At 68.9% G+C, this 25331-nt stretch carries 23 protein-coding genes and 2 pseudogenes; 13 read left to right on the plus strand and 12 right to left on the minus strand.

Going from position 1 to position 25331, the window contains the following annotated elements; all coding sequences use genetic code 11:
* Window positions 1–166: 166 nt before the first annotated feature.
* From WHN02_RS15055 to WHN02_RS15090, 8 genes are all read left to right on the plus strand, one after another.
* Complete coding sequence (locus WHN02_RS15055; RefSeq protein WP_434739370.1) at window positions 167–1432, plus strand: hypothetical protein; 1266 nt, start codon at window positions 167–169, stop codon at window positions 1430–1432.
* A 307-nt stretch (window positions 1433–1739) separates the two neighbouring features.
* Window positions 1740–3011, plus strand: coding sequence for a hypothetical protein (locus tag WHN02_RS15060; protein ID WP_434739371.1), 1272 nt, complete (start codon window positions 1740–1742; stop codon window positions 3009–3011).
* Window positions 3012–3021: 10 nt separating this feature from the next.
* Complete coding sequence (gene ribD / locus WHN02_RS15065) at window positions 3022–3870, plus strand: bifunctional diaminohydroxyphosphoribosylaminopyrimidine deaminase/5-amino-6-(5-phosphoribosylamino)uracil reductase RibD (protein ID WP_434739372.1); 849 nt, start codon at window positions 3022–3024, stop codon at window positions 3868–3870.
* 99 nt (window positions 3871–3969) lie between these two features.
* Complete coding sequence (locus WHN02_RS15070; RefSeq protein ID WP_434739373.1) at window positions 3970–4614, plus strand: HAD family hydrolase; 645 nt, start codon at window positions 3970–3972, stop codon at window positions 4612–4614.
* 364 nt (window positions 4615–4978) lie between these two features.
* Window positions 4979–6123, plus strand: a protein-coding gene (locus WHN02_RS15075; RefSeq protein WP_434739374.1) for an IS3 family transposase whose coding sequence is annotated in 2 segments (ribosomal slippage) — window positions 4979–5252 and window positions 5252–6123 — 1146 coding nt in all. Because the reading frame shifts where the segments join, the coding sequence is not laid out codon by codon here.
* A gap of 79 nt (window positions 6124–6202) precedes the next feature.
* A complete protein-coding gene (locus WHN02_RS15080; protein ID WP_434739375.1) occupies window positions 6203–6481 on the plus strand; it encodes a hypothetical protein in 279 nt (92 codons plus the stop codon).
* A 210-nt stretch (window positions 6482–6691) separates the two neighbouring features.
* Window positions 6692–7465 carry a hypothetical protein gene (locus WHN02_RS15085; RefSeq protein ID WP_434739376.1) on the plus strand — a complete coding sequence of 258 codons (774 nt, stop codon included), beginning with the start codon at window positions 6692–6694 and terminating at the stop codon, window positions 7463–7465.
* Window positions 7466–7545: 80 nt separating this feature from the next.
* Window positions 7546–8028 carry a DUF5956 family protein gene (locus WHN02_RS15090; RefSeq protein ID WP_434739377.1) on the plus strand — a complete coding sequence of 161 codons (483 nt, stop codon included), beginning with the start codon at window positions 7546–7548 and terminating at the stop codon, window positions 8026–8028.
* Between the two features lie 17 nt (window positions 8029–8045).
* Here WHN02_RS15090 and WHN02_RS15095 read toward each other — a convergent pair whose 3' ends face one another.
* The 3 genes from WHN02_RS15095 to WHN02_RS15105 all read right to left on the minus strand — a co-directional run bounded on the left by WHN02_RS15095 (window position 8046) and on the right by WHN02_RS15105 (window position 10382).
* Window positions 8046–8453: a hypothetical protein gene (locus WHN02_RS15095; RefSeq protein WP_434739313.1), complete on the minus strand. Its 408-nt coding sequence runs from the start codon at window positions 8451–8453 to the stop codon at window positions 8046–8048.
* Window positions 8450–9286: an IS5 family transposase gene (locus WHN02_RS15100; protein WP_434743965.1), complete on the minus strand. Its 837-nt coding sequence runs from the start codon at window positions 9284–9286 to the stop codon at window positions 8450–8452. The genes WHN02_RS15095 and WHN02_RS15100 overlap by 4 nt, the downstream gene beginning before the upstream one ends.
* Window positions 9287–9536: 250 nt before the next feature.
* Window positions 9537–10382, minus strand: coding sequence for an IS3 family transposase (locus WHN02_RS15105; RefSeq protein WP_434739378.1), 846 nt, complete (start codon window positions 10380–10382; stop codon window positions 9537–9539).
* A gap of 349 nt (window positions 10383–10731) precedes the next feature.
* On the opposite strand from WHN02_RS15105, the pseudogene WHN02_RS15110 reads away from it, so the two are divergent.
* Window positions 10732–11705: pseudogene (locus WHN02_RS15110) on the plus strand (IS110 family transposase).
* Here WHN02_RS15110 and WHN02_RS15115 read toward each other — a convergent pair.
* From WHN02_RS15115 to aztA, 4 genes and pseudogenes are all read right to left on the minus strand, one after another.
* Window positions 11659–11970 carry a transposase gene (locus tag WHN02_RS15115; protein ID WP_434739379.1) on the minus strand — a complete coding sequence of 104 codons (312 nt, stop codon included), beginning with the start codon at window positions 11968–11970 and terminating at the stop codon, window positions 11659–11661. The pseudogene WHN02_RS15110 and the gene WHN02_RS15115 sit on opposite strands and share 47 nt — an antisense overlap.
* Before the next feature lie 1368 nt (window positions 11971–13338).
* Window positions 13339–13697, minus strand: a pseudogene (locus tag WHN02_RS15120) (transposase); the annotation flags it as partial.
* Entirely contained in the window at window positions 13625–13807 is a 183-nt protein-coding gene (locus tag WHN02_RS15125) for a YunG family protein (RefSeq protein ID WP_434739380.1), read from the minus strand. The gene WHN02_RS15125 and the pseudogene WHN02_RS15120, both read right to left, overlap by 73 nt.
* 188 nt (window positions 13808–13995) lie before the next feature.
* Entirely contained in the window at window positions 13996–14664 is a 669-nt protein-coding gene (gene aztA, locus WHN02_RS15130) for a zinc ABC transporter ATP-binding protein AztA (RefSeq protein ID WP_434739381.1), read from the minus strand.
* Between the two features lie 21 nt (window positions 14665–14685).
* On the opposite strand from aztA, the gene aztB reads away from it, so the two are divergent.
* The 4 genes from aztB to aztD all read left to right on the plus strand — a co-directional run bounded on the left by aztB (window position 14686) and on the right by aztD (window position 18921).
* On the plus strand, window positions 14686–15564 hold the full coding sequence (gene aztB, locus WHN02_RS15135; protein WP_434743967.1) for a zinc ABC transporter permease AztB: 879 nt from the start codon (window positions 14686–14688) through the stop codon (window positions 15562–15564).
* Window positions 15561–16751 (plus strand): hypothetical protein, encoded by a 1191-nt coding sequence (locus WHN02_RS15140; RefSeq protein ID WP_434739382.1) that lies wholly within the window; start codon window positions 15561–15563, stop codon window positions 16749–16751. Before aztB ends, WHN02_RS15140 begins: the two co-directional genes overlap by 4 nt.
* An 11-nt stretch (window positions 16752–16762) precedes the next feature.
* Window positions 16763–17662: a zinc ABC transporter substrate-binding protein AztC gene (aztC, locus tag WHN02_RS15145; protein ID WP_434739383.1), complete on the plus strand. Its 900-nt coding sequence runs from the start codon at window positions 16763–16765 to the stop codon at window positions 17660–17662.
* Window positions 17663–17742: 80 nt separating this feature from the next.
* On the plus strand, window positions 17743–18921 hold the full coding sequence (gene aztD, locus WHN02_RS15150) for a zinc metallochaperone AztD (RefSeq protein ID WP_434739384.1): 1179 nt from the start codon (window positions 17743–17745) through the stop codon (window positions 18919–18921).
* Window positions 18922–19247: 326 nt separating this feature from the next.
* On the opposite strand, the gene WHN02_RS15155 is transcribed toward aztD, so the two are convergent.
* Genes WHN02_RS15155 through WHN02_RS15175 form a run of 5 tightly spaced genes read right to left on the minus strand, consistent with a single transcriptional unit; the run spans window position 19248 to window position 25307 of the window.
* Complete coding sequence (locus WHN02_RS15155; RefSeq protein ID WP_434739385.1) at window positions 19248–20612, minus strand: salicylate synthase; 1365 nt, start codon at window positions 20610–20612, stop codon at window positions 19248–19250.
* Window positions 20613–20624: 12 nt separating this feature from the next.
* Window positions 20625–21983, minus strand: a complete 1359-nt coding sequence (locus WHN02_RS15160) for an ABC transporter ATP-binding protein (RefSeq protein ID WP_434739386.1) — start codon at window positions 21981–21983, stop codon at window positions 20625–20627.
* Window positions 21980–22768: an ABC transporter permease gene (locus WHN02_RS15165; RefSeq protein ID WP_434739387.1), complete on the minus strand. Its 789-nt coding sequence runs from the start codon at window positions 22766–22768 to the stop codon at window positions 21980–21982. Before WHN02_RS15165 ends, WHN02_RS15160 begins: the two co-directional genes overlap by 4 nt.
* On the minus strand, window positions 22768–23721 hold the full coding sequence (locus WHN02_RS15170) for an ABC transporter permease (protein ID WP_434739388.1): 954 nt from the start codon (window positions 23719–23721) through the stop codon (window positions 22768–22770). The genes WHN02_RS15165 and WHN02_RS15170 overlap by 1 nt, the downstream gene beginning before the upstream one ends.
* Window positions 23718–25307: an ABC transporter substrate-binding protein gene (locus tag WHN02_RS15175; protein ID WP_434739389.1), complete on the minus strand. Its 1590-nt coding sequence runs from the start codon at window positions 25305–25307 to the stop codon at window positions 23718–23720. The genes WHN02_RS15170 and WHN02_RS15175 overlap by 4 nt, the downstream gene beginning before the upstream one ends.
* Window positions 25308–25331: the final 24 nt, after the last annotated feature.

The following is a 25331-nucleotide window of genomic DNA, read 5'->3' on the forward strand; positions in this document are numbered from 1 at the left end:
ACGACGCGTAACCCTACGAAGGGGGTACCACTACGGGGGGTGACGCGTGTGGCGGTAATCGACGGTATAGTCCGTCGACCGGCCTGCGCGTCCAACAAGGAGTGCTGTGGATCCGTCGGCTTTAGCTCGAATGCTTCCCCGTCGGCTGCTCCGCGACCCTGTCGTGGTGCCAGCCCTACGCGACCGCAACTTTCAAGTGGTCTTCACTGCGGCGAAGGTGGCAGGGCTTAGCTGGAACGCGATGGCCGCCGCAACCGGGCTGAAAGCCGAACGGATCAGCCTCGTTGCCCGAGGCGAAGCGCGGATCACCGGCATCGAGACGATCGAGCGGATCGCGGATGGATTACGGATCCCTGGTGCCCTGGTGGGCCTGGCCGCGCGATCCTGGGAGAGCGACCTCCCGGTCGCACCACGGCCCGCGAGGGAGGATGAATCCATGCATCGACGAAGTCTCCTGCGTTCCGCCCTCGCTGCCGGACTGACCGCCGCCCCGCTCACCGAACTGGCCGACGTGCTGGCCAAAGCCGACAACGCCCTGACCTCCACCGGACCGGCTGACCTCGCCAGGCTGGAAGCCGCCACCGAACAGCACAGCTACGGCTACGCAGGCCGGGTGCCCACCGACGTCCTGGCCGACCTGATCGCCGACGTCACCGACGTGATCCCCCTGCTGCAACGCCCTCAACCCGCCGTCACCCGCGTCGCCCTGACCCGGATCATGGGCCAACTCGGCGGCATGACAGCTGTCGTCCTGCACGACCTCGGCAACCAACGCGAGGCCCACGCCTGGTTCGCCACCGCTGCTCGCTCCGCTGAAGAGTCCGGCGACCGGCAGCTACACGCCTGGATCCTTGCCCGTAAGGCGATGCTGCCACTGAACTTCGGCGCACCCCACTCCGCAGCCGAACTCGCCGAACAGGCCCGGAACATCGCGGGACCGGGAGCAACCGCCGCCGCTACCCTCGCCGCTGCCGTTTCCGGCCGCGCCTACGCTCTCGCCGGCCGCCGCGACGAAGCCGCCACTTCCCTGCGCGACGCCGACCGCCTCGCCGACGCGCTGCCCGAGGCCGAAAGCGCGGACACCTGGTTCGGTCACTGCGAACAGAAGCACCACGTCCACCTCTCCCACGCCCTTACTGCCCTCGGCGAGACGGACCGGGCACGGGAAAGCCAAGCCCACGCCCTCGCACTTTCCGCCCCCACCAGCACGCTGACCCGCACCCTGCTACGCCTCGACGCGGCGGCCTGCCAACACCGCGACGGCCACACCCTCGACGCCTGCCATGCCGCAACCGCAACCCTGACCGGCATTCCCGCCCGCTACCGCACCGGCCTTTCCCACCGCCGCGCCGCAGACCTCTACCGCAGCATCCCCGCCAACCTCCGCACCAGGCCAGCCGCACGCGAACTCGCCGAAGTCCTCGCGGCGTAGCAATTCGCGGGAGTTACCTCGAAGAGGACGAGGGCGTCCGGCTGCCTTTCCTCCTGGACCACCCGCTGCCGTCCGACTCACCGATCGAGGACATGCAATAGTACTTCTACCTGGGATCCCACAACATCGAGATGGTCCCAAACGCCAGCCTCGACCACGCCGCGGTTCCCGAGCTACGGGATCAGGGCGGCTTGTTTGGGCAGGTCGCCTCCGCGAACTCACGCGCGGAGCCGGCGACCCGACGACGACAGACCATGGATGGAAACTCCGGGCTGCTGGTGACATAGTCGGCGCAGCCGATACGTTCATGGAAGGGAGGAAGGTGCCTCGTCATCCGGACACGGTGATCAGGCCGAACACCGTGCTCGCCGACGCGCGTCGGCGTCTACCGTCGCCCCTGCGCCCCGGCCAGCGCATGTCCCGAAGCGAGTTCGCGGACGCCGTCAACGCGGCCCTCGTCCGGCTTCACCCCGGCCAGGACATCGCCAATCAGTACGTGGACCCTCGGTGGGTCGGCAAGCTTGAACGCGGCGAGCACCGCTGGCCGAGCAAAGCCCGCCGCGCTGCACTCCGTCAGGTACTCGGCGCGGCGACCAACGCTGACCTCGACCTCTTCAGCCCACGACGTACCGATGTCCCGCGCGTCAGCGGCGACTTGAACCAGCGGCAGCGAGGCAGCTGGGACGAGATCGTTTACCAACTGCGAGAGCAGTGGCACCTTCTCGTCCAGAACGACAAGGTTTTCGGCCCCGAATATGCACTCATCGGCGTCTCCAGCCAGTTGACCACTGTCGAGAGTCTGCTTCGGGACGTGCCGCCGGTGCTGCGGCCAGCCTTGATCCGTCTCGCCGCACAGTACGCGGAGTCGGCGGCGTGGTTGTTCCAGTCTTTGAACGATCAGACCAGCGGCCAGTACTGGACGGGCAAAGCCCTCGCCTGGAGCGGCCAGATCGCCGACCCCGCCATGACGGCATGGGCAAACTACCGAGGCAGCCAACAGTGGTTGGCGCTCGGTGACCCTACCCGAGCTGCAGAGCAGGCTGAAGCCGCGCTGCAGCTCGATCAGCAGGTGCCGCGTCCGATGCGGGCGGCACTCCGCGTTCAACACGCGCATGCTCTCGCTGCCACAGGCGAGCACCACGGTGCCATGCGGCTGCTCGACGATGCCCACCATCGGGCTGCAGACCGCTATCCGGGGAAACCGGAGGGCGAGCACGCCTCCTACTGCACGAGCGGATACATCGAGGTGTATCGCGGGGCGTGTCTGCAGTTGGCACGTCGGCCGCGCGAAGCCATCGCCGTTCTCGACGCGGCGATACCGTTGATTCCGTCTCGGCATCGTCAGGACTACGCCTCGGCACTGGCCAGCAAGGCAGCAGCCCACGCCGCAGCGAACCAACCGGACGTGGCGGCCGCGACCGCACGAACGGCTCTGTCGATTGCCAGGCGGGCAGGGTCGCGGCGCATCCTGCACCAACTCCTGAAGTTGAGTAGCGCCGTCGGAGGCCATCGGCACCTCCCCGAGGTTGGCGCCTTCCTTGACGACCTTGAGAGCATGCGTGATGGCAACGCCAGTTGAGTATGCCGCTATGCGGCAGGCAATCATGCTGTCGTCTCTCGGTCTGGGCACCGCAAGCCCCAACCCGCCTGTCGGATGTGTCATCCTCGACCAGGCTGGAGTGGTCGTCGGGGTGGGCTTCCATCGGCGCAAAGGGGAACCTCACGCTGAGGTGAACGCGCTCGTGATGGCTGGTGCCGCCGCTCGTGGTGGCACTGCCGTCGTCACGCTCGAACCCTGCAATCATGTCGGCGTCACACCCGCCTGCCGACAAGAGTTGCTTGATGCGGGCGTGGTTCGAGTCGTCATCAGCGTTCTCGATCCCACCTCGCGGGGCGACGGTGGTGCTGCGGTACTGGCTGCCGCCGGGATCGATGTCGAGACCGACGTGCTGCCCGCCGAGACGCTCACCGTCCTCGGCCCTTGGCTCACCGCAACACGACGAAGCTGGCCTTATGTCACCTGGGCCTACAGCATCAGCGACGAGAGCCGCCACAAGCCCGAAGAGCAACTCACGGCTGATCTGCGCGACCATGTCGACATCGTGGTCGTCGACGCGCTGCCGGAGGAAGGAGTCCTAGACGGCCATGCGCGAGCCCATTTTCTGCTCCCCGAACCTCTCGACGTTGACCTGCGGAACTGGCTCTCCGAGGCTTACGCAGCAGGGTCCAGAAACGTTCTTTTCAGTGGATCCAGTAGTGCCAGCGTCCTCCGTCACAACATCGATCGGGTTGACGAGGTCGTCATCCACCTTCCGATAGCGATGGCGGAGCCTGTAGCCAGACCGGTGAGGCTGGATCTGCTACCGGCCGGATTCGAGCTGCGTGACATCTCATACCAGAAACACTCGATGCGGCTCCGTTTCAACCGAGCCGCGTGACCCGCCGGGCTACTTCTGCACTCCGGTACGACCGGGTGACACATCACGCTCGGGAGGCGTCGGCTGGTCGTACCGCTTGCCCAGACTGAGGAGCCTTACGTGATCAAATCAGTGGTGTTCGATGTCGGTGAGACGTTGTTGGACGATACCCGCGAGTTTCAGGCGTGGGCGGATTGGCTGCGGGTCCCACGGCACACGCTGTCGGCGTTGGTGGGGATTGTGGTCGCTCAGGGTCGTGACAACGCTGAGGCGTTCGATTATCTGCGTCCGGGGATCGATCTGGGTGTCGAGCGGCAGCGCCGGGAGGAGGCCGGGAGGGGTGAACAGATCGGAGATGGTGATCTTTATCCGGATGTCCGTCCTGCGTTGGCGGAGCTACGGGCGCGTGGTCTGTGGGTAGGGGTGGCCGGGAACCAGACGGCCCGGGCGGCTGATCTGATCCGCGCACTCGATCTGCCTGTCGATGCTGTCGCTACGTCGGGGGAGTGGGGTGTCGCGAAACCGGATCCGGGCTTTTTCGGGCGGGTCGGTGAGTTCGCCCCGGGGGACCGGGGCGAGATCCTTTACGTCGGTGATCACCGCGATTACGACGTGAGGGCGGCCCAGGCGTCTGGTCTGCAGGCTGCTCTGATCAAGCGCGGCCCGTGGGGGCATCTGTGGGCAGGTGATGTTGCGGCCGCCCAGCCAGGGGGGTTGGTGCTGGACACGTTGACGCAGCTGCCGGATCTCGTGCGACCGCGTTAGCTGGCGGGTGCTGCTTGAGTTGTCCAGCTGGCGTACTCGTGGAGTGGGCCAGTGACTGGTAGGCGAGGTCGGACCGCGGCGACGATGCGGTGAACCTGGGGGTGGATCCGGGTGTGCTCGGGTGCTGCTCGTCTCGCGTTGAGCAGGGCGGTGAGGGCTTGTGTGGGTGAACCGGTCTGTTGGTAGGCGCGTGCCAGGTCGATGTAGAAGTGTGAGATTCGTTCGCCTGGGACGGTGGGGGGTGGGTTCCAGCCCTCGGCGGCTCGAAGTGCGTTGTCAGGGTCACCGGTGTCGAGGGGACTGCACCCGGTTTGGTTGACTCCTGATTTGTGAGGATGCGTTCCTCGCTGGAAGGATGTCTGTCATGCCGAAAGCGTTCCCGCCGGAGTTCCGCCGTGACGTGGTCGCGGTCGCTCGCAAGGGTGAGGCGCCGTTGCGGCAGATCGCGAAGGACTTCGGGATCTCCGAGGGCTGTCTGCACCGCTGGCTCAAGCTCGCCGACGTCGAGGACGGCGTCCGTCCCGGCGTCACCGGTTCGGAGTCGGCCGAGTTGCGGGACCTGCGACGGCGCAACAAGCTCCTGGAACAGGAGAACGAGATCCTCCGGAGAGCGGCGGCGTTCTTCGCCCGGGAGATCTCCCCAAAATGATGTACCCGCTGGTCGGTGACCTGGCCGCGGACGGGATTCCCGTCGCGGTGACCTGCCGGGTGTTGGGGTTCAGCAAGCAGGCCTACTACGCGTGGCGCGCCGACCCGGTGTCGCGACGCGACGTCGATGACGCCCACCTGATCAACGCCGCCCTGGACATCCACCACGATGATCCGGCGTTCGGGTACCGGTTCATCGCCGACGAACTCCCCGCCCACGGCGTCACCGCCGGCCGTAACCGGGTCGCCCGACTGTGTTCACAGCAGCGGATCTGGTCGGTGTTCGCCAAGCGCAAGGGCCTGACCAGGCGTGCCGGACCGCCGGTACACGACGACCTGGTGCAACGCCGGTTCACCGCCGACGCCCCGAACCGGCTGTGGCTCACCGACATCACCGAACACCCCACCGCCGAAGGCAAGCTCTACCTGTGCGCGATCAAGGACGTGTACTCCGGCCGGATCGTCGGCTACTCCATCGACACCCGCATGAAGGCCTCCCTGGCCGTCACCGCCCTGCACAACGCGATCCGACTACGGAACCCGGCCGGCACCGTGGTCCACTCCGACAGAGGAAGCCAGTTCCGGTCGAAGAAGTTCGTGAAGGCACTACGCCGCAACGGACTGGTCGGCTCGATGGGCCGCGTCGGCGCCTGCGGTGACAACGCCGCGATGGAATCGTTCTTCGCCCTCCTGCAACGCAACGTCCTGGACCGGCAACGCTGGACCACCCGCCACGACCTCCGCCTGGCGATGGTGACCTGGATCGAACGCACCTACCACCGCCGACGCCGGCAACAACGCCTCGGACGGCTCACCCCCATCGAGTTCGAGACAATCAACAGACCCGCACACGCGGCCTGAACCACTCAACACCGCGAGTCAACCAAACCCGGGGCAGTCCCAGCGGACGTTCCTGGCCGCACTGACGGCACTCGCCGCAGTGCAGCTCACCATCCTCGCCTCACAAGCCGCAGCCCACCTGCTCCCACCACTTCCCGTGCTCGGCCCGTTCACCCCCATGGCCTGGAGCATCATCGGCGTCGCCGCCGCGCTCCCGATCACCCTCCTCGCCGTACGACTGATCGAACAACGCCCCACCGGAACACTCAGCAGCGTCGCAGGCCGCATACGGCGGCGCTGGCTGACGATCTGCCTCCTCACCGCTGCACCGATCGATCGGTCAAGACTCTTGGTGATTGCAGACCGTCGATCTGCATGATCGACAGTTGGTCTCGGCGCCAACTTCTGCCATTGAGCCAAGATCGGCAGGAGGTTTTGGTGCCAGCCTGTCGATCCTGCTGCCTGCCGGGGTCTTGCGAGGTCGGCAAGCTGATCGATCTACCAGTGTCGATTACCCGACGTGCCTGTTGCGCCACGATTCGTCGCAAGGAAGTTTCACGATGAAGTCCGTCGCGATACGGGAGGTTCGATGGACATGCGACGGAAGGCCGCAGCGGTGTTCGCCGGGGCCCTGCTTATCTCGGCCATGGCCGCACCTGGTGTGGCTATGGCCGGGCCGTCCGAGGTCAGGAAGTCCGACGAGGGTGGCGCAGCTCTCGCGCCGTGCATCAAGCTGGCGGCGAAGCAGCGGGCGTCGCAGTGGGTGTGCACAGCGGAGGGGCTCACTGCGATCACTCGTTCGCCGGCGGGACAGGTGATCACGGCGTTCACGGCGGTCGCGCCAGCGGCGGGAAGGGCGGAGGGCTCGGGAGTCGGCGTTCTCGCCGATGATTACGACACGTGGTGCGAGACCGGCTCGATCTGCCGTCGGAAGATCAACAACTATGCGGCGGAGACGAAGGGCAACGCCGCCTACGGCAACACCAGCGGAGTGATTGGTTCCTACGACGTGGTGCTGCGGACCAATCTCAACGGTCGGCAGGCGCAGTGGCGGGCGACGCTGATCTGGGATAGCGGGCCCACGCTGGACTTCAACGACACCTATGTCAACTGTTACGAAGAGCGCAACAACCTGCCGGACGCCAACTGTGGTGACCACTACGTCGGCGGCCCGGTGATCGGCCCGTCCGGATGGCGGTGGGACAGCGGCACCGTCTACGGCAACCGTCTGGTCAACTCGAACGAGTACTACGCGGATGTCAACACGCTGTTCACCCCAAGCGGGTATCCCACCTACATCGCCGCGCCGCTGCGGTCGCAGCAGTTCAACTGCTACGGGACCAGCAACTGCGTTTTCCCCTAGCAGCCAGCCCTCGCCTGGGGACAATGGGCTGAGGCCTACCGAGTCCGGCGGGCCCCAGCCCATCGCGGCGGGAGGCAACCATGATCGACTACGGGGAGACGAGCGCTAACAGCTGGGACGACGTCGAGTTGTCGCCGGAGGCGCCGATCGAGCCAGCGGGTGAGTATCTCGAACTGCCCGAGAGCGGCTGGGGCGCCCTGATTGGCTGGACCGCAGGGCTGGCCAGGCTCGTCCGCTGCCCCGACCGGCCTGACCGCCACATCACCGTAGTGACGACGAGCGGCCCGGCCGGCGACGACCACCAGGCTCGACCACGGGCCGCGGCCGAGCAGACCGAGATTGACGCCGACATCAACGCCTACCTGCAAGACGCCGGCATCCCAGCCCGCCTGTCCGGTTACCGCTGGTTTCTGCGCCTGCCGGCCGGCCACGGCGAGGACCGGTTCTGGAGCGACGTGCACGAATCGCTCAACCGCGAACACGCGACCACCACGCATCCCGCCGACATCGCCCGCCATGTCCGCAAGATCCTGCACGAGATCTACGGAGACACCGACTGCTGAGAGGCCGGTTCGCAGTACTACGTCTGTTTTGGAATGAGGGTGAACAGACCGGGTTCGTCTTCGGTGAGGATGCGCTGGTTGACCATGCGTTTCAGCTTCGCGCGGGTGCCTTCGACGTGTTTCGGTGAGGGTTCGACGCCGAGGGCGAGGCAGATGCCTTTGGCGCGCATGCCGGCGGGCGCGGCACCGAGGACATGCAGGATCTGCTGGTAGGGGCCGCTGGCGATCGTCGGATCGTCTGCGGTGAACTCGGCGGCGGCGAGGGTGCGCAGAGTGGTGCGGGTCGTCGCCAGGTCGGCCAGTTCGCCGTCGAGGCGGGCGAGTTCGCTGGTCAGGGCGGTGATCTGCTCGCGGAGTCGGTCGGCGTGCCGGCGTGCGGTGGTCTCCCGGTCGGTGATCAGGTCGAGGACGGTGGGGAGGTTCACCGGTGCCGCCAGGTGGGTGTGCTGGTTCCGGTCAGCCGGCGCACGATGTTCGCCGTCGAGGCCCACAGGGTTCGTGACACCGAGGATTCCGGTCGGCTCTCGTACTCGCGCACGAGGCGGCGGTGCAGCATCAACGTGCCGTTGACCTGTTCGACGATCCACCGCTTACGGATCGGCACGAACCCGGGCCGAGTGTCGGAGCGTTTGACGACCTCCACGTCGACCCCGAGGACGGCGCCGTGCAGCGCGAGGTCTTGTTTGAACCCGGCGTCGACCCAGGCGCGGCTCACCGTCGGGGTGTGTGCGACGACCTTGTCGAGCAGCCGGATACCAATGGCGTTGTCGGTGACCGACGCCGCGGCCACCACGACCGCGATGACCAGTCCCAACGCGTCCACCGCCAAGCCTCGCTTACGCCCCGACACCTTCTTCGCCGCGTCCTTGCCGGTCGTCGTGGCCGGGACGTGGTTCGCCGCCCTGATCGACTGGGTGTCCAACACCACCGCGCTCGGATCCTCCCGACGACCCACCTTCTCCCTCGCCTGGCAGCGCAGCAGATCGTAAATCACCTGGTCAGTGCCGTCATCACGCCACAGCGCGAAGTAGTAGTAGGTGGCCGACTTCGGCGGCAGGTCATGCGGCAGGTACGCCCACTGACAACCCGTCCGGTTCTGGTAGAAGATCGCGTTCACGACCTCCCGCAGGTCGTAGTCGCCTGGCTGGCCCGACACCGACACCGCGACGCGTCTGGTTTTCCACGCCTGCAGAAACGGCCCGATCAGCTCCCACTGCTCGTCGCTGACATCGCTCGGATACGGCTTCCGATCACCCATGACCAGGCTAACGCCCCACCCGCCCGAGCGGTCACGACCAGAACTCACATTCAACTCATCGACCTGCCGCTATCCACAGCGAACCCACCGGAAGGCCACCAACCAGACGCAACGCATAGATCAGATCAAGCTGCCGCAGACCGCCCTCTGAGGCCGAGGGCTGGGGCCAACCTCGGGTACGACACGCGGGAGCGCCCGCTATGCCGGCCTTGCTCGACTTGTCAATCCCCTGGAATCGTGGAGGGCTCTGTTATGTGGCCCGGGACTGCAGGGCGCGGGTCTCTGATCGTTCGTAGTCGATGGGTGATCGCCAGTCGCAGACGGAGTGCCGGCGACGGCGGTTGTAGAAGTCGGTGATCCAGGTGGCGATCTTCAGGCGGGCCTCGGTACGGGTGCGGAAGTGGCGGCGGTGGACGTATCCGACCTTGATGGTGGAGAAGGTGGCCTCGGCGACGGCGTTGTCGAAGCACGACCCGACCCGTCCCATCGACTGGCGTACCTTCCATCGGGCGCAGGCCTGGGCGAAGTCGGCCGAGGTGTACTCGCTGCCTCTGTCGCTGTGGAAGATCACCCCGTCGATGTTGCCGCCGCGGGTGACGGCGGCCATGTTCAGCGCGGCGACGACGAGGCCGGCGTCGTGGTGGGCGCCGATCGCGTAGCCGAGGATCCGACGGGAGTACAGATCGATGACGGTGGCCAGGTAGAGCTTGCCCTCGTCGGTGCGGATCTCGGTCATGTCGCCGCACCAGACGCGATCGGGCGCCGGCGCGGTGAACACCCGCTTGATGAGGTCTGGTGCGGCCGGACGTGTACCTGGGCGGGTCAGGCCCCGCCGGTGGCGCTTGACCCGGGCGGCCAAGCCCAGCTCGGCCATGAGCTGCGCGATCGTGTTGTCCGAGACCTGCCAGCCCTGCTCGCGCAGCTCGATCCCGACTCGGGGGCTGCCGTAGGTGCCGCCCGAGTCGTCGAACACCGTTCTGACCGCCGCCGTCAACCGGACACGCCGCTCCTGGCGGTGGGTCGGTGGCCGGTCACGCCACTTGTAGAACCAGGACTCGGACACTCCCAGGGCCCGGCAGGCCACCGCGTGCGGCACGGAATGCTCGGTCCTCTGGGAAGCGATGAAGGCGGCCACGCTCACCGGCTCGTCGCTTCCTTGACCCACCCGACCACGGATCGCTTGAGGACTGTGAGGATCCACTGGTGCCGCCCGGCGGGCGGGGTCTGACCCAGCTTGAGACTGGCCCTGCGGGTGCCTTCGTGATGACCCGTCGACTTCGCCCTCGGGTGGCACCGACCCGACCTGGGCGTAGATGTGTCCCGATAGGGGCCTCGCCGATGCGCCGTCACAGTCCTGACCACCACGTCCGGTCGACGGTCGACCCCCTGTCCCCGAGTGGAAGGATCTGCTGTTGCCGACCGACGTACCGACCAACGCCGCGGCGATGGATGAGGAGATCGTCCTTGGCGTCGACACGCACAACGACACGCACGTCGCCGCAGTGGTCACCGTACTGGGTGCGCTGGTGGACACGCGGGCGTTCCCGACCACCGCCGCCGGCTACACCGCTTTGGTGAGCTGGGCGCGCCGACACGGTCGGCTGCGCCGCGCAGGGGTGGAGGGCACCAGCTCCCACGGCACCGCGCTGACCCGGCACCTGCACCGCGACGGGTTGCGGGTCGTCGAGGTCAACCGGCCCGATCGGGCGGTGCGCCGCCGCCGCGGCAAGACCGACGCCATCGACGCGGAGAACGCCGCCCGCGCGGTGCTGTCCGGGCAGGCCACCGGCCTGGCGAAGAGCGGCGACGGCGTCGTGGAGACGATCCGCATGTTCAAGATCGCCAAGGACTCGGCAGTCAAGGCCCGCACCCAGGCCATCAACCAGCTCAAGGCACTGCTGGTGCGAGCCGACCCGACACCCGCGCGGCCACCAGCACAGTGTTGCGCAGCCTGGCCCGCCGAGTCCTGGCCCTCACCGACGAAGCCCGCGTCCTACAACAGCAGATGAGCGCCGCCATCACCGCCTGCGCGCCGCAGCTGCTCGAGCAGCACGGCGTCGGTCCCGACACCGCCGCGGCGCTGCTTATCGCCGCCGGCGACAATCCCGACCGGCTGGCCAACCAGGCCGCGTTCGCGGCCCTCTGCGGCGTCAACCCGATCGAGGCGTCATCGGGCAGGACCACCCGCCACCGGCTCAATCGAGGCGGTGACCGACGCGCCAACAGCGCCCTCTACACCATCGTCCTGACCCGACTCGGCCGCGACCAACGCACCCGCGACTACGCCACGAAACGGACAGCCGAGGGCAAATCAACGAAGGAAGCCATCCGCTGCCTGAAGCGCTACGTCGCCCGGCAGATCTTCCCCCTCATCACCGCAGCCCTGCCACCAGCGACAACACCCACCCCGACGACTTGACAAACATAGGGGCGTCATTACGCTCCATCGCCAACTCGGCGTTCTCCCGCCGTAGCCGGGCCAGCTCCGCCCGCTCGTCCTCGGCCAGCTGCCCGGCAGCGGCCTCACCGCGAGCCTCGCGGTCCCGCTTCACCCAGTTGGCCAGGGTCCCGCTGTTGACCCCCAGGTCACGGGCGACCTGAGCGATCGACTTACCCGTCTCACGCACGATCCGCACCGCACCCGCCCGGAACTCCGGATCGAACTGGCGTCTCGTCTCAGCCATGAACCTCTATCCCTCAAGCTCTGGCCTCCACGCTACGAGGGGAAGGGCACCGCCGACACGTGGGCCGACACCGGCACCCCCTTTGTCCGCAAACGAGACGGCCGGCCCTGGCACCCGGAGGCGGTCACCGGCCGCTTCGACCGAGTCCGTCCACTGAAGCTGCCTGCCACCCGTACAGTTCCATGACCTCAGACGCATCGCCGCAACCCTGATGCTCGCCGCCGGATGTCGGCGTACGGGTGAACGTGACCAGGTAGGTACAGATGAACAGGACCAGCCTCGTGCCCTTGGTTCGAGGGGTAGATGGTCTTGGGCGCTGGCGGGAAGCCCAGCCCACATTCCTACCGCGCCGCTTCCGCTCCTCGCCGCTGCGCGGCTGCGGTGCGGGTCGGCTTGGTCCCGGGCACTACCCGCAGCGCTCGTGCACCGTAATCGGGCCACACCTGCTCGGTGGTCCCGCTCCGGCCGTGCCTGCAGAAGGCTCTAACGACAGTCGATTTTTTCAGCGAGCGACGGCGTCGGCGCGAACATGAAGGTCCCCGCCAGGTACGGCGGGCTGGGCAGGTTTGGTCGTACCTGACTGGCCACGCCAACTCGTACGCCGACACCGGAGGACATCAAGGATCTGGGACGCACTCGGTCACTCCTTCCTACAAGTTGGTTGCCGACACCAGCACCTCCGTACTCGCAGAACTGGAAGAAGCAACCGCCGACGGCGCGACCACGTTCATCCCGTGCAGTAACCGGCCGCCAGCCGCCTAACCTCTCCGCGTCCCATCCGCCGGGGTCGGCGCCAACCCGCCCGGTGCTGATCTGTCCTCTCGGGGGTCGGTAGGTGAGAAGGTTCTGCGCGGTGACCCTGCGTTTCGATGCGCTTGCGATAGCAGCACCCCGTCTACCCTTAACGATGACTTGTCTGAGGTGAACACGAAATTCCCAGGAGGTTCCCAACCTTAAAATGGGTGCAAAATGGGCAGCACCGATTCGATGTGGGGATGCATTTTAACGATCGGAGTGAATATTCCCAGTTCGGGGGCTGCTGCGCCCGGCCACCGCGCCCGGGCGAGGATCGCAACTTCAATCTGGGCACCCAGGCAGGTTCGTGGGCGCTGGGGCTGCGCCCAGCCACCGTGCCTGGCCGAAGATCGCAACAGTAGGTCCTGACGGGACTGATCGCGATCGGCCCGGCTGCGCCCGGTGGCCCTGGTTCCTCGTCCTCTCCGCAACGCTTATCGCCGGGGCCATCACGACCACGGTGATCGCGTCGAGGTCGCAATAGGCATGGATGTCACCTTCAGTGCCCCTGGCCTTGATCCCTGAAACACGACCTGATCTTCAACGTCGCGGAAAGCGGTCCTGCGGCGGCAAGGTGTGGCACAGGATTCGCTGCGTGAGGTGTGGGCGCCCGGCCGCAGCCAGCAGGTGACGTCCACCGCCAGGACCAACCGGCCGTCAGCTGCCCGTGGCAACGGCACCGCCGCCAAAGTGGTGCGCAGCCGATCGATGTCCAGCCGGCCGCAGGCGAGGGCGTCATACAACGCCCCATGGCCACGGCGGTGCTCACCCACCAGCGACAACTCCACCAACGACCGGACCGGCCCGTCGGAGCACAACACCGCGTCGGTCAGATCGAACAACGCGTCAGCCCGCGCCGTCAGGCACTCGTAGAACCGAGGATCAGGTCTCCTCCGAGGTGGTCCTGGACGATGAGGGCTGTCACTCCGCACTGTCCTCGGGCGGGGTTGTCCGGCCGCCAGTCGGGTAGGTCGTGGGGGTCGCAGGTGTCAGCGGTCCAGGTGGCGCGCAGGATCGGCCGTAGTGTTTCCAGGTCGAGCATCCGAGGTCTCCACTGGTCGATCGCGTGCGGGACGTTCTCGGTGAGGGTGGGTCCTCGACCTGATCGAGGGTCAACCACCGCTGTGCCGACATCAGACTTCGAGAACACGGCCCGGCAGTCTTCCCGACGCCGGGCGGGCCGAGGGGGTCTGTTCGGGTGGTCGGCATCGACCCCTCAGACCGGTGATGTCACTTCGCGGTGACGAGACTCGGCGCGGTGCCTGCCAAGTGAATGGTCCGTTCCGCGAGTGCGGCCTCGGCAGGGTCGTGGCTGGCGACGACCACCGCCGCACCGGCGGCGACGCGTTCGGCCAGTAGTTCGTGGACGTGCTGCCGACTGCGGGTGTCGAGGGCGGCGGTTGGCTCGTCCAGGAGGTAGACGTCGGCGTCTTGGACGAGTGCCTGCGCAATGAGGGTGCGCTGGCGCTGGCCGCCGGACAGCTCGCGAAGCCGGCGACGAGCGAGGTGGGCGATGTCCAGCCACTGCATGATCTCCGTCACGCGCGCGCGGTCACCTCGACTGAGGCGACGGCGCTTCTCGAACCGCCCGATCTGGACGCATTCGCCGACGGTCAGGGGGAGTGCGTCGATGTCGCTGGTGCGTTGTGGTAGCAGGGCGAGGCGGGTGCCCGGCCTCCGGACGACACGGCCCCGGGTCGGCGGGGTGACACCTGCGAGCAGATGTAGCAGTGTGCTCTTGCCCGTGCCGTTCGCGCCGGTCAGGGCCACCGTGGAGCCGGGGCCGACGCGCAGGTTCACGTCGTGTAGGACGGGCACGTCGCCGTACCGGAAACCCACCTGCTCCGCAGTCAGGACATCAGCGCTCAACACAGCCCCCTTAATGGCAATGGTTTTCATTCCAGTATAGTCGGCCAGGTGATGTGGTCCCTGGTCGAGCCGTTCACCGTGTCCTTCGTCGTCCGCGCGCTCATCGGTGGCGTGCTGTTGGCGGCGGCATGTGCGCTGGTCGGTGTGTGGGTGATCGCCCGGGGGATGACCTTCCTCGGGGAGGCGATGAGCCACGGCATGCTGCCGGGCGTGGCGGTCGCCTCGATCATGGGCGGGAACCTCGTCGTGGGGGCCGCCGTCAGTGCCTTCGCGATGGCCGCCGGGGTCAACGCCCTGCGGCACAGCCGGGAGTTCGGGCGGGACACCAGCATCGGGTTGCTGTTCGTCGGGATGCTCTCGGTCGGGGTCATCGTCGTGTCGCACTCGCGGTCGTTCGCGACCGACCTGACGGCCTTCCTGTTCGGCGACGTACTGGCGATCCAACGGCCCGACCTGTTGATGCTCGCCGTCGCCGTCACCGTGGTGGCGGCGGTGACCGTCGGGTGCTACCGGCCGTTCCTGGCGCTGACCTTCGACCCGCGCAAGGCCCAGACGCTGGGCCTTCGACCAGATCTGGCCAACATGGTGATGCTGGCGCTGCTGACCGTCACGATGGCGGTCGCCTTCAGTGTCGTCGGCACCCTGCTCGCCTTCGGAATGCTGATCGCACCGTCGGCTGCCGCCATGCTGGTGGTGCGCCGGCTGCCCGCGGTAATGCTGGCCAGCTTCGTGATCGGCTCGGCCGCCACCGTGATCGGTCTGTGGGTCTCCTGGTACGCCGCGACCGCCGCCGGCGCCACGATCGCCGCCACTGCGGTGTCGATCTTCTTCGTGCTCCTTGGGGCGCGCCGGATCGTGACTGCGCTGGGTGGACGCAGGCCGCTGGCCCCCACACCAGTCGCACATCCCTCATCGGAAGGAATCTCGTGATCGTCACCAGTTCCCGGCGCGCCGTGTGGACCGCTACCCTGAGTGTCACTCTCGCCTTGTCTGCGTGCGCTTCGTCGGATGATCCAACGGCAGTCGAGGAGACACCGCACGGCTATGTCGCCGGTGCCGAGGAGCTGGCCGAACCCCGGTCGGCCATCGCGTACGCGACCCGTGGGGACCAGCGGTTGCACCTACTCGATCTGACCGCTACGACCGAGAAGGAGATAGTCCTGTCGCTCGGTGCCGAACGGGTCACCGAGGACGGCCGTTTCGTCTACGTCGGTGACGGTGACCGGAGGCTCGAGATCGTCGACACCGGTGTCTGGACGGTCGATCACACCGACCACGTCCACTACTATCTGGCGCCGGCCCGCTCGGTCGGCACGTTGACCCTGGACGCGCCGGTCACGACGGTCGCCGGCTTCGAGGCTCACACCACCGTCGGTACGGCGGACGGGAAGGTCACCGTGCTGGACCGTCGGGAACTCGAAGCCGGCAAGGTCGCCGAGCTTGCCACCATCGACTCCGGCAGCTCTTCCGCACTGGCCGTGCCGTACGCGAAGCAGCTTCTCGTCGCTGTCGGCGACGATCCGGGCCAGCCTGCGAATCGGATCACCGCGATGAGTGAGCGAGGCGAACGGACCGGTGCTCTGGACGTGCCGTGCGTCGCGCCGCGCGGCTGGGCCGTCCTGCGTGGCGGCGCGGTGATCGCCTGCGAGGACAGTCTCGTGCGCGTCAGGCTCGAGGGCGAGAAGCTCACCGCCACAACCCTGCCCAGCCCGCAGACCCCGGTCGCCACGGACATGTTCGGGTACCGGCCGCGGAGCAACGAGGCGGCTGTCGCCGATCGCGCCGGAATCTGGTCGGTGAACGCGGCCAAGGCCACGCTGCGATACCTCCCGGCTGGAGGGCGTGAGCTGGTGGCGGCGGCCTCGCCGGCGGACGGCAGCACGGTGCTTGCTCTGGACAGGTCCGGCACGTTGATCAGCTACGACCTGGAGACCGGGAAGGTGCTCGCGCAGAAGACCGTGCCGGCGGCGAGCCTGATGTTGGACATCGACCGTGCCTACCTGGCCGAGCCGGCTGCCCGGGTCATTTACGAGATCGACTACCGCGACGGGTTGCGCACCGCCCGCACGCTGCGGGTCGCCGAGCAGCCCGATCTGGCCGTGGAGGTCGGCCGATGAGGGCGGCGAGGATGCTGACGGCGCTCGTCGCCGCAGCTGCCGTACTGGTCGGGAGCGCCGCCTGTACCTCACCGGAGCGGACGCGCATCGTGGTGACCACGAACATCCTCGGCGACGTCGTCGCGGAGATCGTCGGTGACCAGGCCGAGGTCAGCGTCCTGATGAAGCCGAACGCCGATCCGCATTCGTTCGCCGTCTCCGCGCGGGAGGCACATGCCATGCAGACGGCCGACCTGGTCGTCTACAACGGGCTCGGCCTGGAGGAGGGCGTGCTGCACCACGTCGAGGCGGCGAAGTCCGAGGGTGTCCCCACCGTCGAGGTGGGCGCCAGGGTCGAGCCGATGGAATACCGCGACGGCGACGCCGCCGGGCTACCGGACCCACACTTCTGGACCGACCCGAGACGTGTCGTCACCGCGATTCGGCTGCTGGGCGAGGAGATCGTCACGCACGTCGACGGTGTGGACGCCGAGGCCGTACGCCACCGCGCGGAGACGTACGCGAAAGACGTGGGCGATCTGGACGCGCGGCTGGCCGAGCGTTTCGCCGCGATCCCGGCGGAGCGTCGGGTTCTGGTAACCAACCACCATGTCTTCGGCTACCTCGCCGAACGCTACGCCCTCACTGTCGTCGGCGCGATCATCCCGAGTGGAACGACCTTGGCCTCGCCGAGCGCTTCCGACCTTGCCTCGCTGGTCACCGCTATCAAGACCCACCAGGTGCGGGCGATCTTCGCCGATACCGCGCAACCCGCCCGCCTCGCCGAGGTCCTCGCCGCCGAGGCCGGTGTGACGGTCGGCGTCGTCGGGTTGTACTCCGAATCGCTCAGCGGCGCCGACGGTGACGCCGCGACCTACCTGGACATGATGCGCTTCAACACCGAGGCGATCATCGGCGGCCTGAGCGGCTGAACCCCCAGATGCGCCCGTACGGGCATCGCCGTATACCTTAATGAAAACGATTGTCAGTCTTATCTAAGAGAGGGAATGCAGTGAATCGACGGACAACCAGCGGCCTGGCCGCGCTGGTGGCAGCCTCGCTGACGCTCGCCGCCTGCGGGTCCGAGGCGACGAACGAGACCGGGTCCCCGTCCTCGTCGTCGGCCGCCTCGGTGCAGGAGCCGGTCGCGATCACCTACGACGGTGGTATCCACGTGCTCGACGGCGAGGCCCTGACGGTGGCGCACACCATCGCCTTGGCGGGATTCAATCGGATCAACCCGGCCGGCAACGACACCGGCGTCTTCGTCTCCACCGAGGCGGGCTTCCAGGTGCTCGACGCCGTCGCCGGCAAGATGACCGACATCAGCTACCCGGGTGCCAAGCCCGGCCACGTCGTGCTGCACGGCGACCGCACCGTCCTGTTCACCGACGGCACCGGTGAGGTGCACAGCTTCGACCCGAAGGCCCTCGCCGACGGCAAGCCCACCGGTCGCCAGTACAAGACCGCACAGCCGCACCACGGCGTCGCGGTCGAACTGAGCGACGGGACCCTCGTGGTCAGCCTCGGCACCGAAGAGTCCCGCCCCGGCGCGATCGCGCTCGACAAGGACGGCAAGGAGATCGCCCGCAGCGAGGAGTGCCCGGGCGTACACGGCGAAGCCGTCGCCCAGGGTGAGGTCGTCGGCCTCGGCTGCACCGACGGGGTCCTGCTGTTCAAGAACGGCGACTTCGTCAAGGTCAAGAGCGACCGGGCGTACGGCGCTGTCGCCACCCAGGTCGGCAGCGAGAAGTCGCCCGTCCTGCTCGGCGACTACAAGATCGACGCAGACGCGGAGCGTGAGTTCCCTGAGCAGTTCGCGCTCATCGACACCGCCACGAACTCACTCAAGGTGGTGCCGATGCCGGAGGACGTCAGCTACAGCTTCCGCTCTCTGGCGCGCGGCCCGAATGGTGAGGGCCTGATCCTCGGCACCGACGGCAAGCTCCACGTCGTCGACCCCGCCGCCGGTGCGATCACCAACGCGTGGCCCGTCGTCAGTGCGTGGAAAGAGCCGATGAACTGGCAGGAACCCCGCCCGGCCCTGTTCGTTCGCGGCGACGTCGCCTACGTCACTGAGCCCGCCACCAAGAAGGTGCACCGGCTCGACCTCACCACCGGCAAGGTCGTCGGCTCGGTGGAACTGCCCGCGGTCCCCAACGAGATCAGTGGAACCCTGTCAGCCCACTGAACGACATCCGCCCCGGCGGCAGCGGCGGTCCTCGCCCTGCCGCCGGGAAACCGGCTTTCGGTACCGGGCAGCGTGCCTTCGAGATGACAACAGGTAGACCCCACGCCGCCGGACAGCACGCTGTCCTGTGTCGGTGACCGGATCCGCGCCTCGCACGAGCAGCGGCGAGTTCGCGAGCAGTGCACGTCCGGCCAACCAGGCTGCGGCACGCCACCGGCTCGTCGACGTGCTCCGCGCCGGGATGGGGTCCCGGTCGAGCGGCGTGGGGCGGGTCACCGCACCGGTGCGACCCGCCCCACCTACACCCGACCGAACCGGCGTCGGTACTAGATCACCGGATGTGGTTCGAGGACTCGGGTGGGCTCGCCCTGCGGATCCGTCTGTTCGGCGGGGACGAGGAAACGGGAGACGCTGAGCAGCTTCTCGCGGGTCTCCTCCAGTTCCCGGGCCGGGTCGGACTGGGCGACGACCCCCGCACCGGCCTGCAGCCAGGTCCGCCCCGCGTGCCGGAAGACGCTGCGCAGGACCAGTGCGGCGTCGAGGGTGCCGTCGGCGTCGGCCATCAGGACCGTGCCGCTGTACAGCCCGCGCCGCGGTTCGACGCGGCGGATCAGGTCGCAGGCCGGTCGCTTCGGGATCCCGGATGCGGTGATGGCCGGGAAGAGCACCGACAGGACGTCCCAGGCGGTGGTGTTCTGGGCGAGGCGTCCGTTGACCTCGGAGGCGAGGTGCTGCACGCTGCCGCGTTCCTTGACGGCCATGAAGTCGTGGACGCCGACCGTGCCGGGGGTGCACACGGTGGACATCTCGGTGGCGGCGAGGTGGACCGAGAGTGCGTGTTCGAACACCTCCTTCGCGTCCCGGTACAGCTCGTCGCGGCGGGCTGCGTCGAGCAGCGGGCTGCCGTCGAGGGCGCGCGTGCCGGCGAGAGGCTGCGTCACGACCGCGCCGTCGGGGGTGACGCGGGCGACGATCTCCGGGCTGAAGCCAGCCACCTGCCAGTCCCCGAGCCGCAGCAGGAAGGAGCGGGCCGGGGAGTTCCCGCGACGGCCGGTCAGGTAGGTGGCGGGGAGGTCGATCTCCCCGGGTACGTCGATGGTCCGGGAGAGGATCACCTTGTCCAGGCTGCCCCCTCGGATGGTGGCGATCGCGTCCGCCACCGCACCGCGGTAGGCGGTGGTCTCCACTCCGGTGAGGTCCAGGGCGATCCGTGTCTCCGGCGGCGCCACCGGTGCCCGGTGCGCGGCGTCGGTGAGGCGCTTGTGCAGCAGGTCGAGTTCGGCCTCGTCGGGGGCGATCAGCAGGGCGCTCGCCCCGCGGATGCGGATCTCCCGTTCGGGTACGACGAGGTGGACGGTGCGCTCGGCGGCGGGCGGGTCGCAGGTCAGCTCGTAGCTGGCCCACCCGTAGACCCGCCACCCGTCGAAGGGCAGGGCGGCCAGTGCCCTGCGTACCCCGTCGAAGACGGAGGGCCCGGCGGGGAAGCTCGTCTGTCCCTCCGGGAGGGTCAGGGTGGTCACCCCGTCCGCGACGACGACCGTGGCCAGTTCCCCTTCGGCCCAGCACAGCGCCTCGGGCTGCTCGTAGACGACGTGCGGCTGATCCGATGCCGCCGCCAGGGCCGCGGCGGTGGCGACCGGGTCGGCGCCGAAGGGGACCCTTCGGCGGACGAACTGTCGGGGGGTGGTCACGTGCGACGCTCCTCAGGGGTTCTGCGGGGATGGGACGTCCACCACATGGTGGGCGCTTCGGGCGACGGCCTCCGGATCGTGGCTGACCATGAGCACGCCGATGTCCCGTTCGGTGCGAAGCTCGGCGAGCAGGTCGAGCACCGCGTGACCGGTGCCCCGGTCGAGTGCCGAGGTGATCTCGTCGCAGATCAACAACCGGGGTTCGGCGGCGAGGGCGCGGGCGAGGTTGAGGCGTTGGCGCTCTCCGCCGGAGAGGGCACCGGGTAGCCGGTACGCTGCCGACGCGGGCAGCCGTACCCGGCGGAGCAGTGCGTGGGCGTGGTCCTCCGGTTGGGGCACCCCGAGGGTGGTCAGCGGGCGCAGCAACGCCCGTAGGGCGGTCTCGCGGGGGTTGAGCGCTCCGACGGAGTCCTGTCCGACGAACTGCACGGCCCGACGCTGGGCGATGCTGCGGTGTCGGACGGCGGGTGCCAGGTCGGCGCCGTCGAGCGTGACCCGTCCACCGGTCCGGGTGGAGAGTCCGGCGACACACCGGGCGATGGTGCTCTTGCCGACCCCGGAGGGGCCGGTGAGGGCGGTGCAGACACCGGCGGCGACCTCGAAGGAGACGTTCGCGACGACGGTCCGCCGGCCGTAGCCGGCGCGTAACCGGTGGACCCGGAGCAGTGCCTGTGCGGTGGGTGCGGTCAGCGGCGGCGGGTCGGGGTGAACGGGGGCGGATGCCAGGCGTCCGGCGTCGAGGTGGACGACCCGGTGAGCCATGGTCGAGGCCAGGGTGGGGTCGTGGGTGATGACCAGGGCGGCGCAGTCCCGGTCCCGCAGGTAGGTGGTGAGCCGTTCGCGCAGGTCCCCGGCGAGGGCTACGTCGAGACCGCTGGTCGGTTCGTCGAGGATCAGCAGACGGGGGTTGCCGGCGATGGCGATGGCCAGGGCCACCCGCTGGGCCTGCCCTCCGGAGATCTGGTGGGGCCGCCGTCGGGTGAAGGCGCGGTCGGTGGGCAGGTCCATCGCCGCCAACAACTCGCCGACCCGGCCCGCCCCGGCGGCCTCCGCCAGTTGGGCACCGAGGCGGCGGGCGGGGTTCAGGGCGGCGGCCGGGTCCTGACCGAGGAAGGAGACGACCCGGCCGCGCAGGGCCCGACCCTCGGGACCGAAGGGGTCGGTGCCGGTGACCCGTACCCGGCCCGACCGCAGGTGCAGTCCGGGGCGCAGGTGACCGAGCAGGGCGAGCGCCAGGGTGGTCTTGCCCGAACCGGAGACGCCGAGGAGGGCGACGACCTCCCCGGGGGCGATGGTGAGACCGATCCCGTCGACGAGGGGTTCGCCACCCCCGACGGGACCGATCACCAGGTCGGAGACCTCGGCGATCATCCGGTGACCCCGGTGGTGCGGGCGGCCAGGTCGTCGGCGACGAGGTTCACCGACACGGCGAGGACCGCGATGAGCAGCGCGGGGACGAGGACCGGCAGGGGGGAGAGGCTCAGCCCGGGGAGGTTCTCCTGGACCATGCGTCCCCAGTTGGGGGCGGGGGCTCCTCGACCGAGACCGAGGAACCCCGCGGTCGCGGTGAGGTGGACGGCGGCGACGAAGCGGATGCCGGCGTCGGTGAGGACCGTACCGGCGATGTTGGGCAGGATGTCGTGGCGGAGTACCTGTGCCGGGGTGTCGCCCCTGCCTCGCGCGACCTCGACGAAGCCGCTGCGGGCGACGGTGCGGGTGGCGGCGCTGACCACCCGGGCGGAGAAGGGGGTGGTGGTCAACGCCACGGCGGCGAGCACGGCGAGGTCGCTGCCGGGGAACCCGGCGGCGAAGACCAGCATGATCAGGACCGCCGGCACGATCGCGATCACGTCGGTGAGGCGGATGAGCAGGTCGGCGGCGCGGCGCGGGGCGAGGCCCGCGGTCACCCCGGTCAGGACGCCGAGTGCGGTGGCGAGCAGGGTGGCTCCGGCGGCGAGGGTGACCACGATCCAACCGCCGGCGAGGACGCGGGCCAGCAGGTCGCGTCCGAGGGCGTCGGTGCCGAGGGGATGACCGGCCCCGGGTGGCGCGTAGGGGACGCCGACCTGCTCGGTGGGGGAGCCGGTGGTGAGGAACGGTCCGAGCACGGCCACGGCGAGGACGAACAGGACCCCGACCCGGGCGACGAGGCGCATCACGGGTGTCGTCCACGTCGCGGATCGACCAGGCGGGCGACGACGTCGGCCAGGAGCAGGACGAGCAGCGCGATGCCGGCCAGGACGACGGTCAGCCCCTGCACGACCGGGATGTCCCGGTTGGCGACGGCCTGCTGGAGTTCGTACCCGATGCCGGGGTAGCTGAAGATGGTCTCGATGACCACGGTCCCGCCGACCAGCGCGGCGGTCACCAGGGCCAGGGACTGTACGGCGGGTCCGATCGCGTTGGGCAGGACGTGCCGCAGGGCGAGACGGGCTCCGGTGATGCCCCGCAGCCGGGCCGCCTCGACGAAGGGGGCGCCTGCGACCTGGGCGGTGGAGGAGCGGATGAGGCGGGTGGCGGCGGCGAGTCCGACGGCGACGGTGCTCAGTACCGGCAGGACCAGGATCTCCGGGGTGTCCAGGGGGGTGCCCCCGAGGGGGACCAGGGAGACCCGGGGCAGTACCCCGAGCCAGGTGGCCAAGACGGTGACGAGCAGGCTCGCGACGACGAACTCCGGCAGGGCGACGCCGCAGAGGGTGGCCGTGGAGATCGCCCGGTCGCGGACCCCCCGGGGGTGCAGGCCGGCGACCAGTCCGCAGAGCACGGACAGCGGTGTCACGACGAGCAGGGAGAGTCCGGCGATGAGGACGCTGTTCGGCAGGCGGTCCGCGAGCAGCTCGCTGACGGGCCGCCCGCCGATCAGGGCGGTGCCGAGGTCACCGCGCAGCAGTGACCCGGCCCAGTCCAGGTACCGCACGTGGGCGGGTCGGTCCAGCCCCAGGTCGGCCCGGAGCACCTCGCGTTGGGCCGTGGTGGCGTCAGCGCCGCTGAGGATCCCGACGGCGTCGCCGGGCAGGACGGCGGTGGCGGCGAAGACCAGCACCGACACCCCGGCGAGCGCCGCGACCGCGCTGGCGAGCCGCAGGAGCAGGAACCGACCCCAGGTCACCGCAGGGAGGCCCTGCTGAAGCCGGGGAACTGCTCGAACAGGTCCTCGCGGACCCCCCGCAGGGCGGGCACCGCGGCGGTGACGAAGGGCTTGAAGACCGGTGCGACGGTGTTGCCGTCGGACCACATCGCCTGCTGGGCGGCGAGCGCGGCCTGGTTCGCCTCGGCGGGGTCGGCGCTGCTGCGGGCCTTCACGACCAGGGCGTCGACGTCGGGCCGGTTCCAGCCCAGCGCTGACGGGTTCTGGCCGCCGTAGGAGACCTGGTAGAGGGGCATCGGGGGGACCGGTACCGAGAAGCTCGCCGCGAAGGGGAGCTTGACGTAGGCGGGGAAGTCGGCGAACAGTTGCCCGGCCGGCAGTTCCCGCAGGGTCGCCCGGACCCCGATCTGCTTGAGGTTCTCCACGTAGAGGGTGGCGACCTCGACCATGCCGGGGGTCTCCGGGCCGGTGGTGAGGGTGACCTCCAGGTCCTTGACGCCGGCCTCGGTCAGCAGGGCGCGGGCCCCGTCGGGGTCGAAGGCGCGCTGTTCGATGCTCTCGGCGTAGCCGGGGAAGCCGGGGGAGAGCAGGTCGTTGCCGATCAGACCCTGACCGTGCAGCACCGTGTCGAGCATGGCCTGACGGTTGGCGGCGAGTTTGAAGGCGGTACGGACCCGGGGGTCGTCGAAGGGCTTCTGGGTCATGTTCAGCCGGAAGAACAGTCCAGACAGGTACGGGGACTCGCTGCGGCGGACGACGACCCGGTCGTCGCCGTCGAGGGTCCGCGCGGTGACCGGGGCGAGGTCCCCGGCGAAGTCGACCTGCCCGTTGGTGAGGGCGCTGGCCCGGGCGTCGCTGTCGGGGATGTTGCGCAGTTCGAGGCCGTCGAGGTAAGGGCCGTCGAGTCCGGGGAGGGAGAACTCGTCGTTGCGGGTCAGGGCCGTGCCCTGGCCGGGCTCGAAGGTGGTGAGCTTGAAGGGGCCGGAGGTCGGCGCGTTCTCCTCGAAGCGGCTGCCCTCCTTGAGGACGAGGTAGTTGCCCTGGCAGAGCAGCAGCCGTCCGTCCGCGATGGGGGCGAGGGTGGGCAGCACCAGAGTCCGTACGTCCTTGACCTCGGCCTTGGCGAGGTCGAAGTTGCGCCCGGGGGTCTTGTAGACGGCCAGGGACCTGGGGTCCTCGACCGGGGTGATCAGGGAGTAGAGCACGTCCCGGGCGGTCAGCGGGGAGCCGTCGCTGAACGTGAGACCGGGCCGGATGCGCAGGGTGTAGGTGCGCAGGTCGGGGCTGACGTCGATGCCGTCGAGCACCTCGTAGCGGACCCCTTCGGGGGCGGTGGGGTCGAGGTTGCCCAGCGCGGCGTGCATCGCCCTGGCCCGGACGAAGTCGAGGTTGGTGCCGCCGTGGAAGTAGCTCAGGGTCTCGGCGGCGCCGACGCCGACGAGGGCGGCGCGCAGGGTGCCGCCGCGCTGGGGTGCCCCGGAGGGGGTGGAGGCGGCCGGGGTGTCGTCGCTGCCGCAGCCGGCGAGTAGTGCCGGTCCTGCGGCGAGTGCGGCGGCGGCCCAGGCGCCGCCGCGCAGCAGCGACCGTCGTCCGATGTGTTCTGTCACGTGTTTCTCCTCGGTCGTGCCGGG

Origin of the sequence: Micromonospora sp. SH-82, from assembly GCF_051132485.1 — a bacterium.
Lineage (GTDB): Bacteria > Actinomycetota > Actinomycetes > Mycobacteriales > Micromonosporaceae > Micromonospora.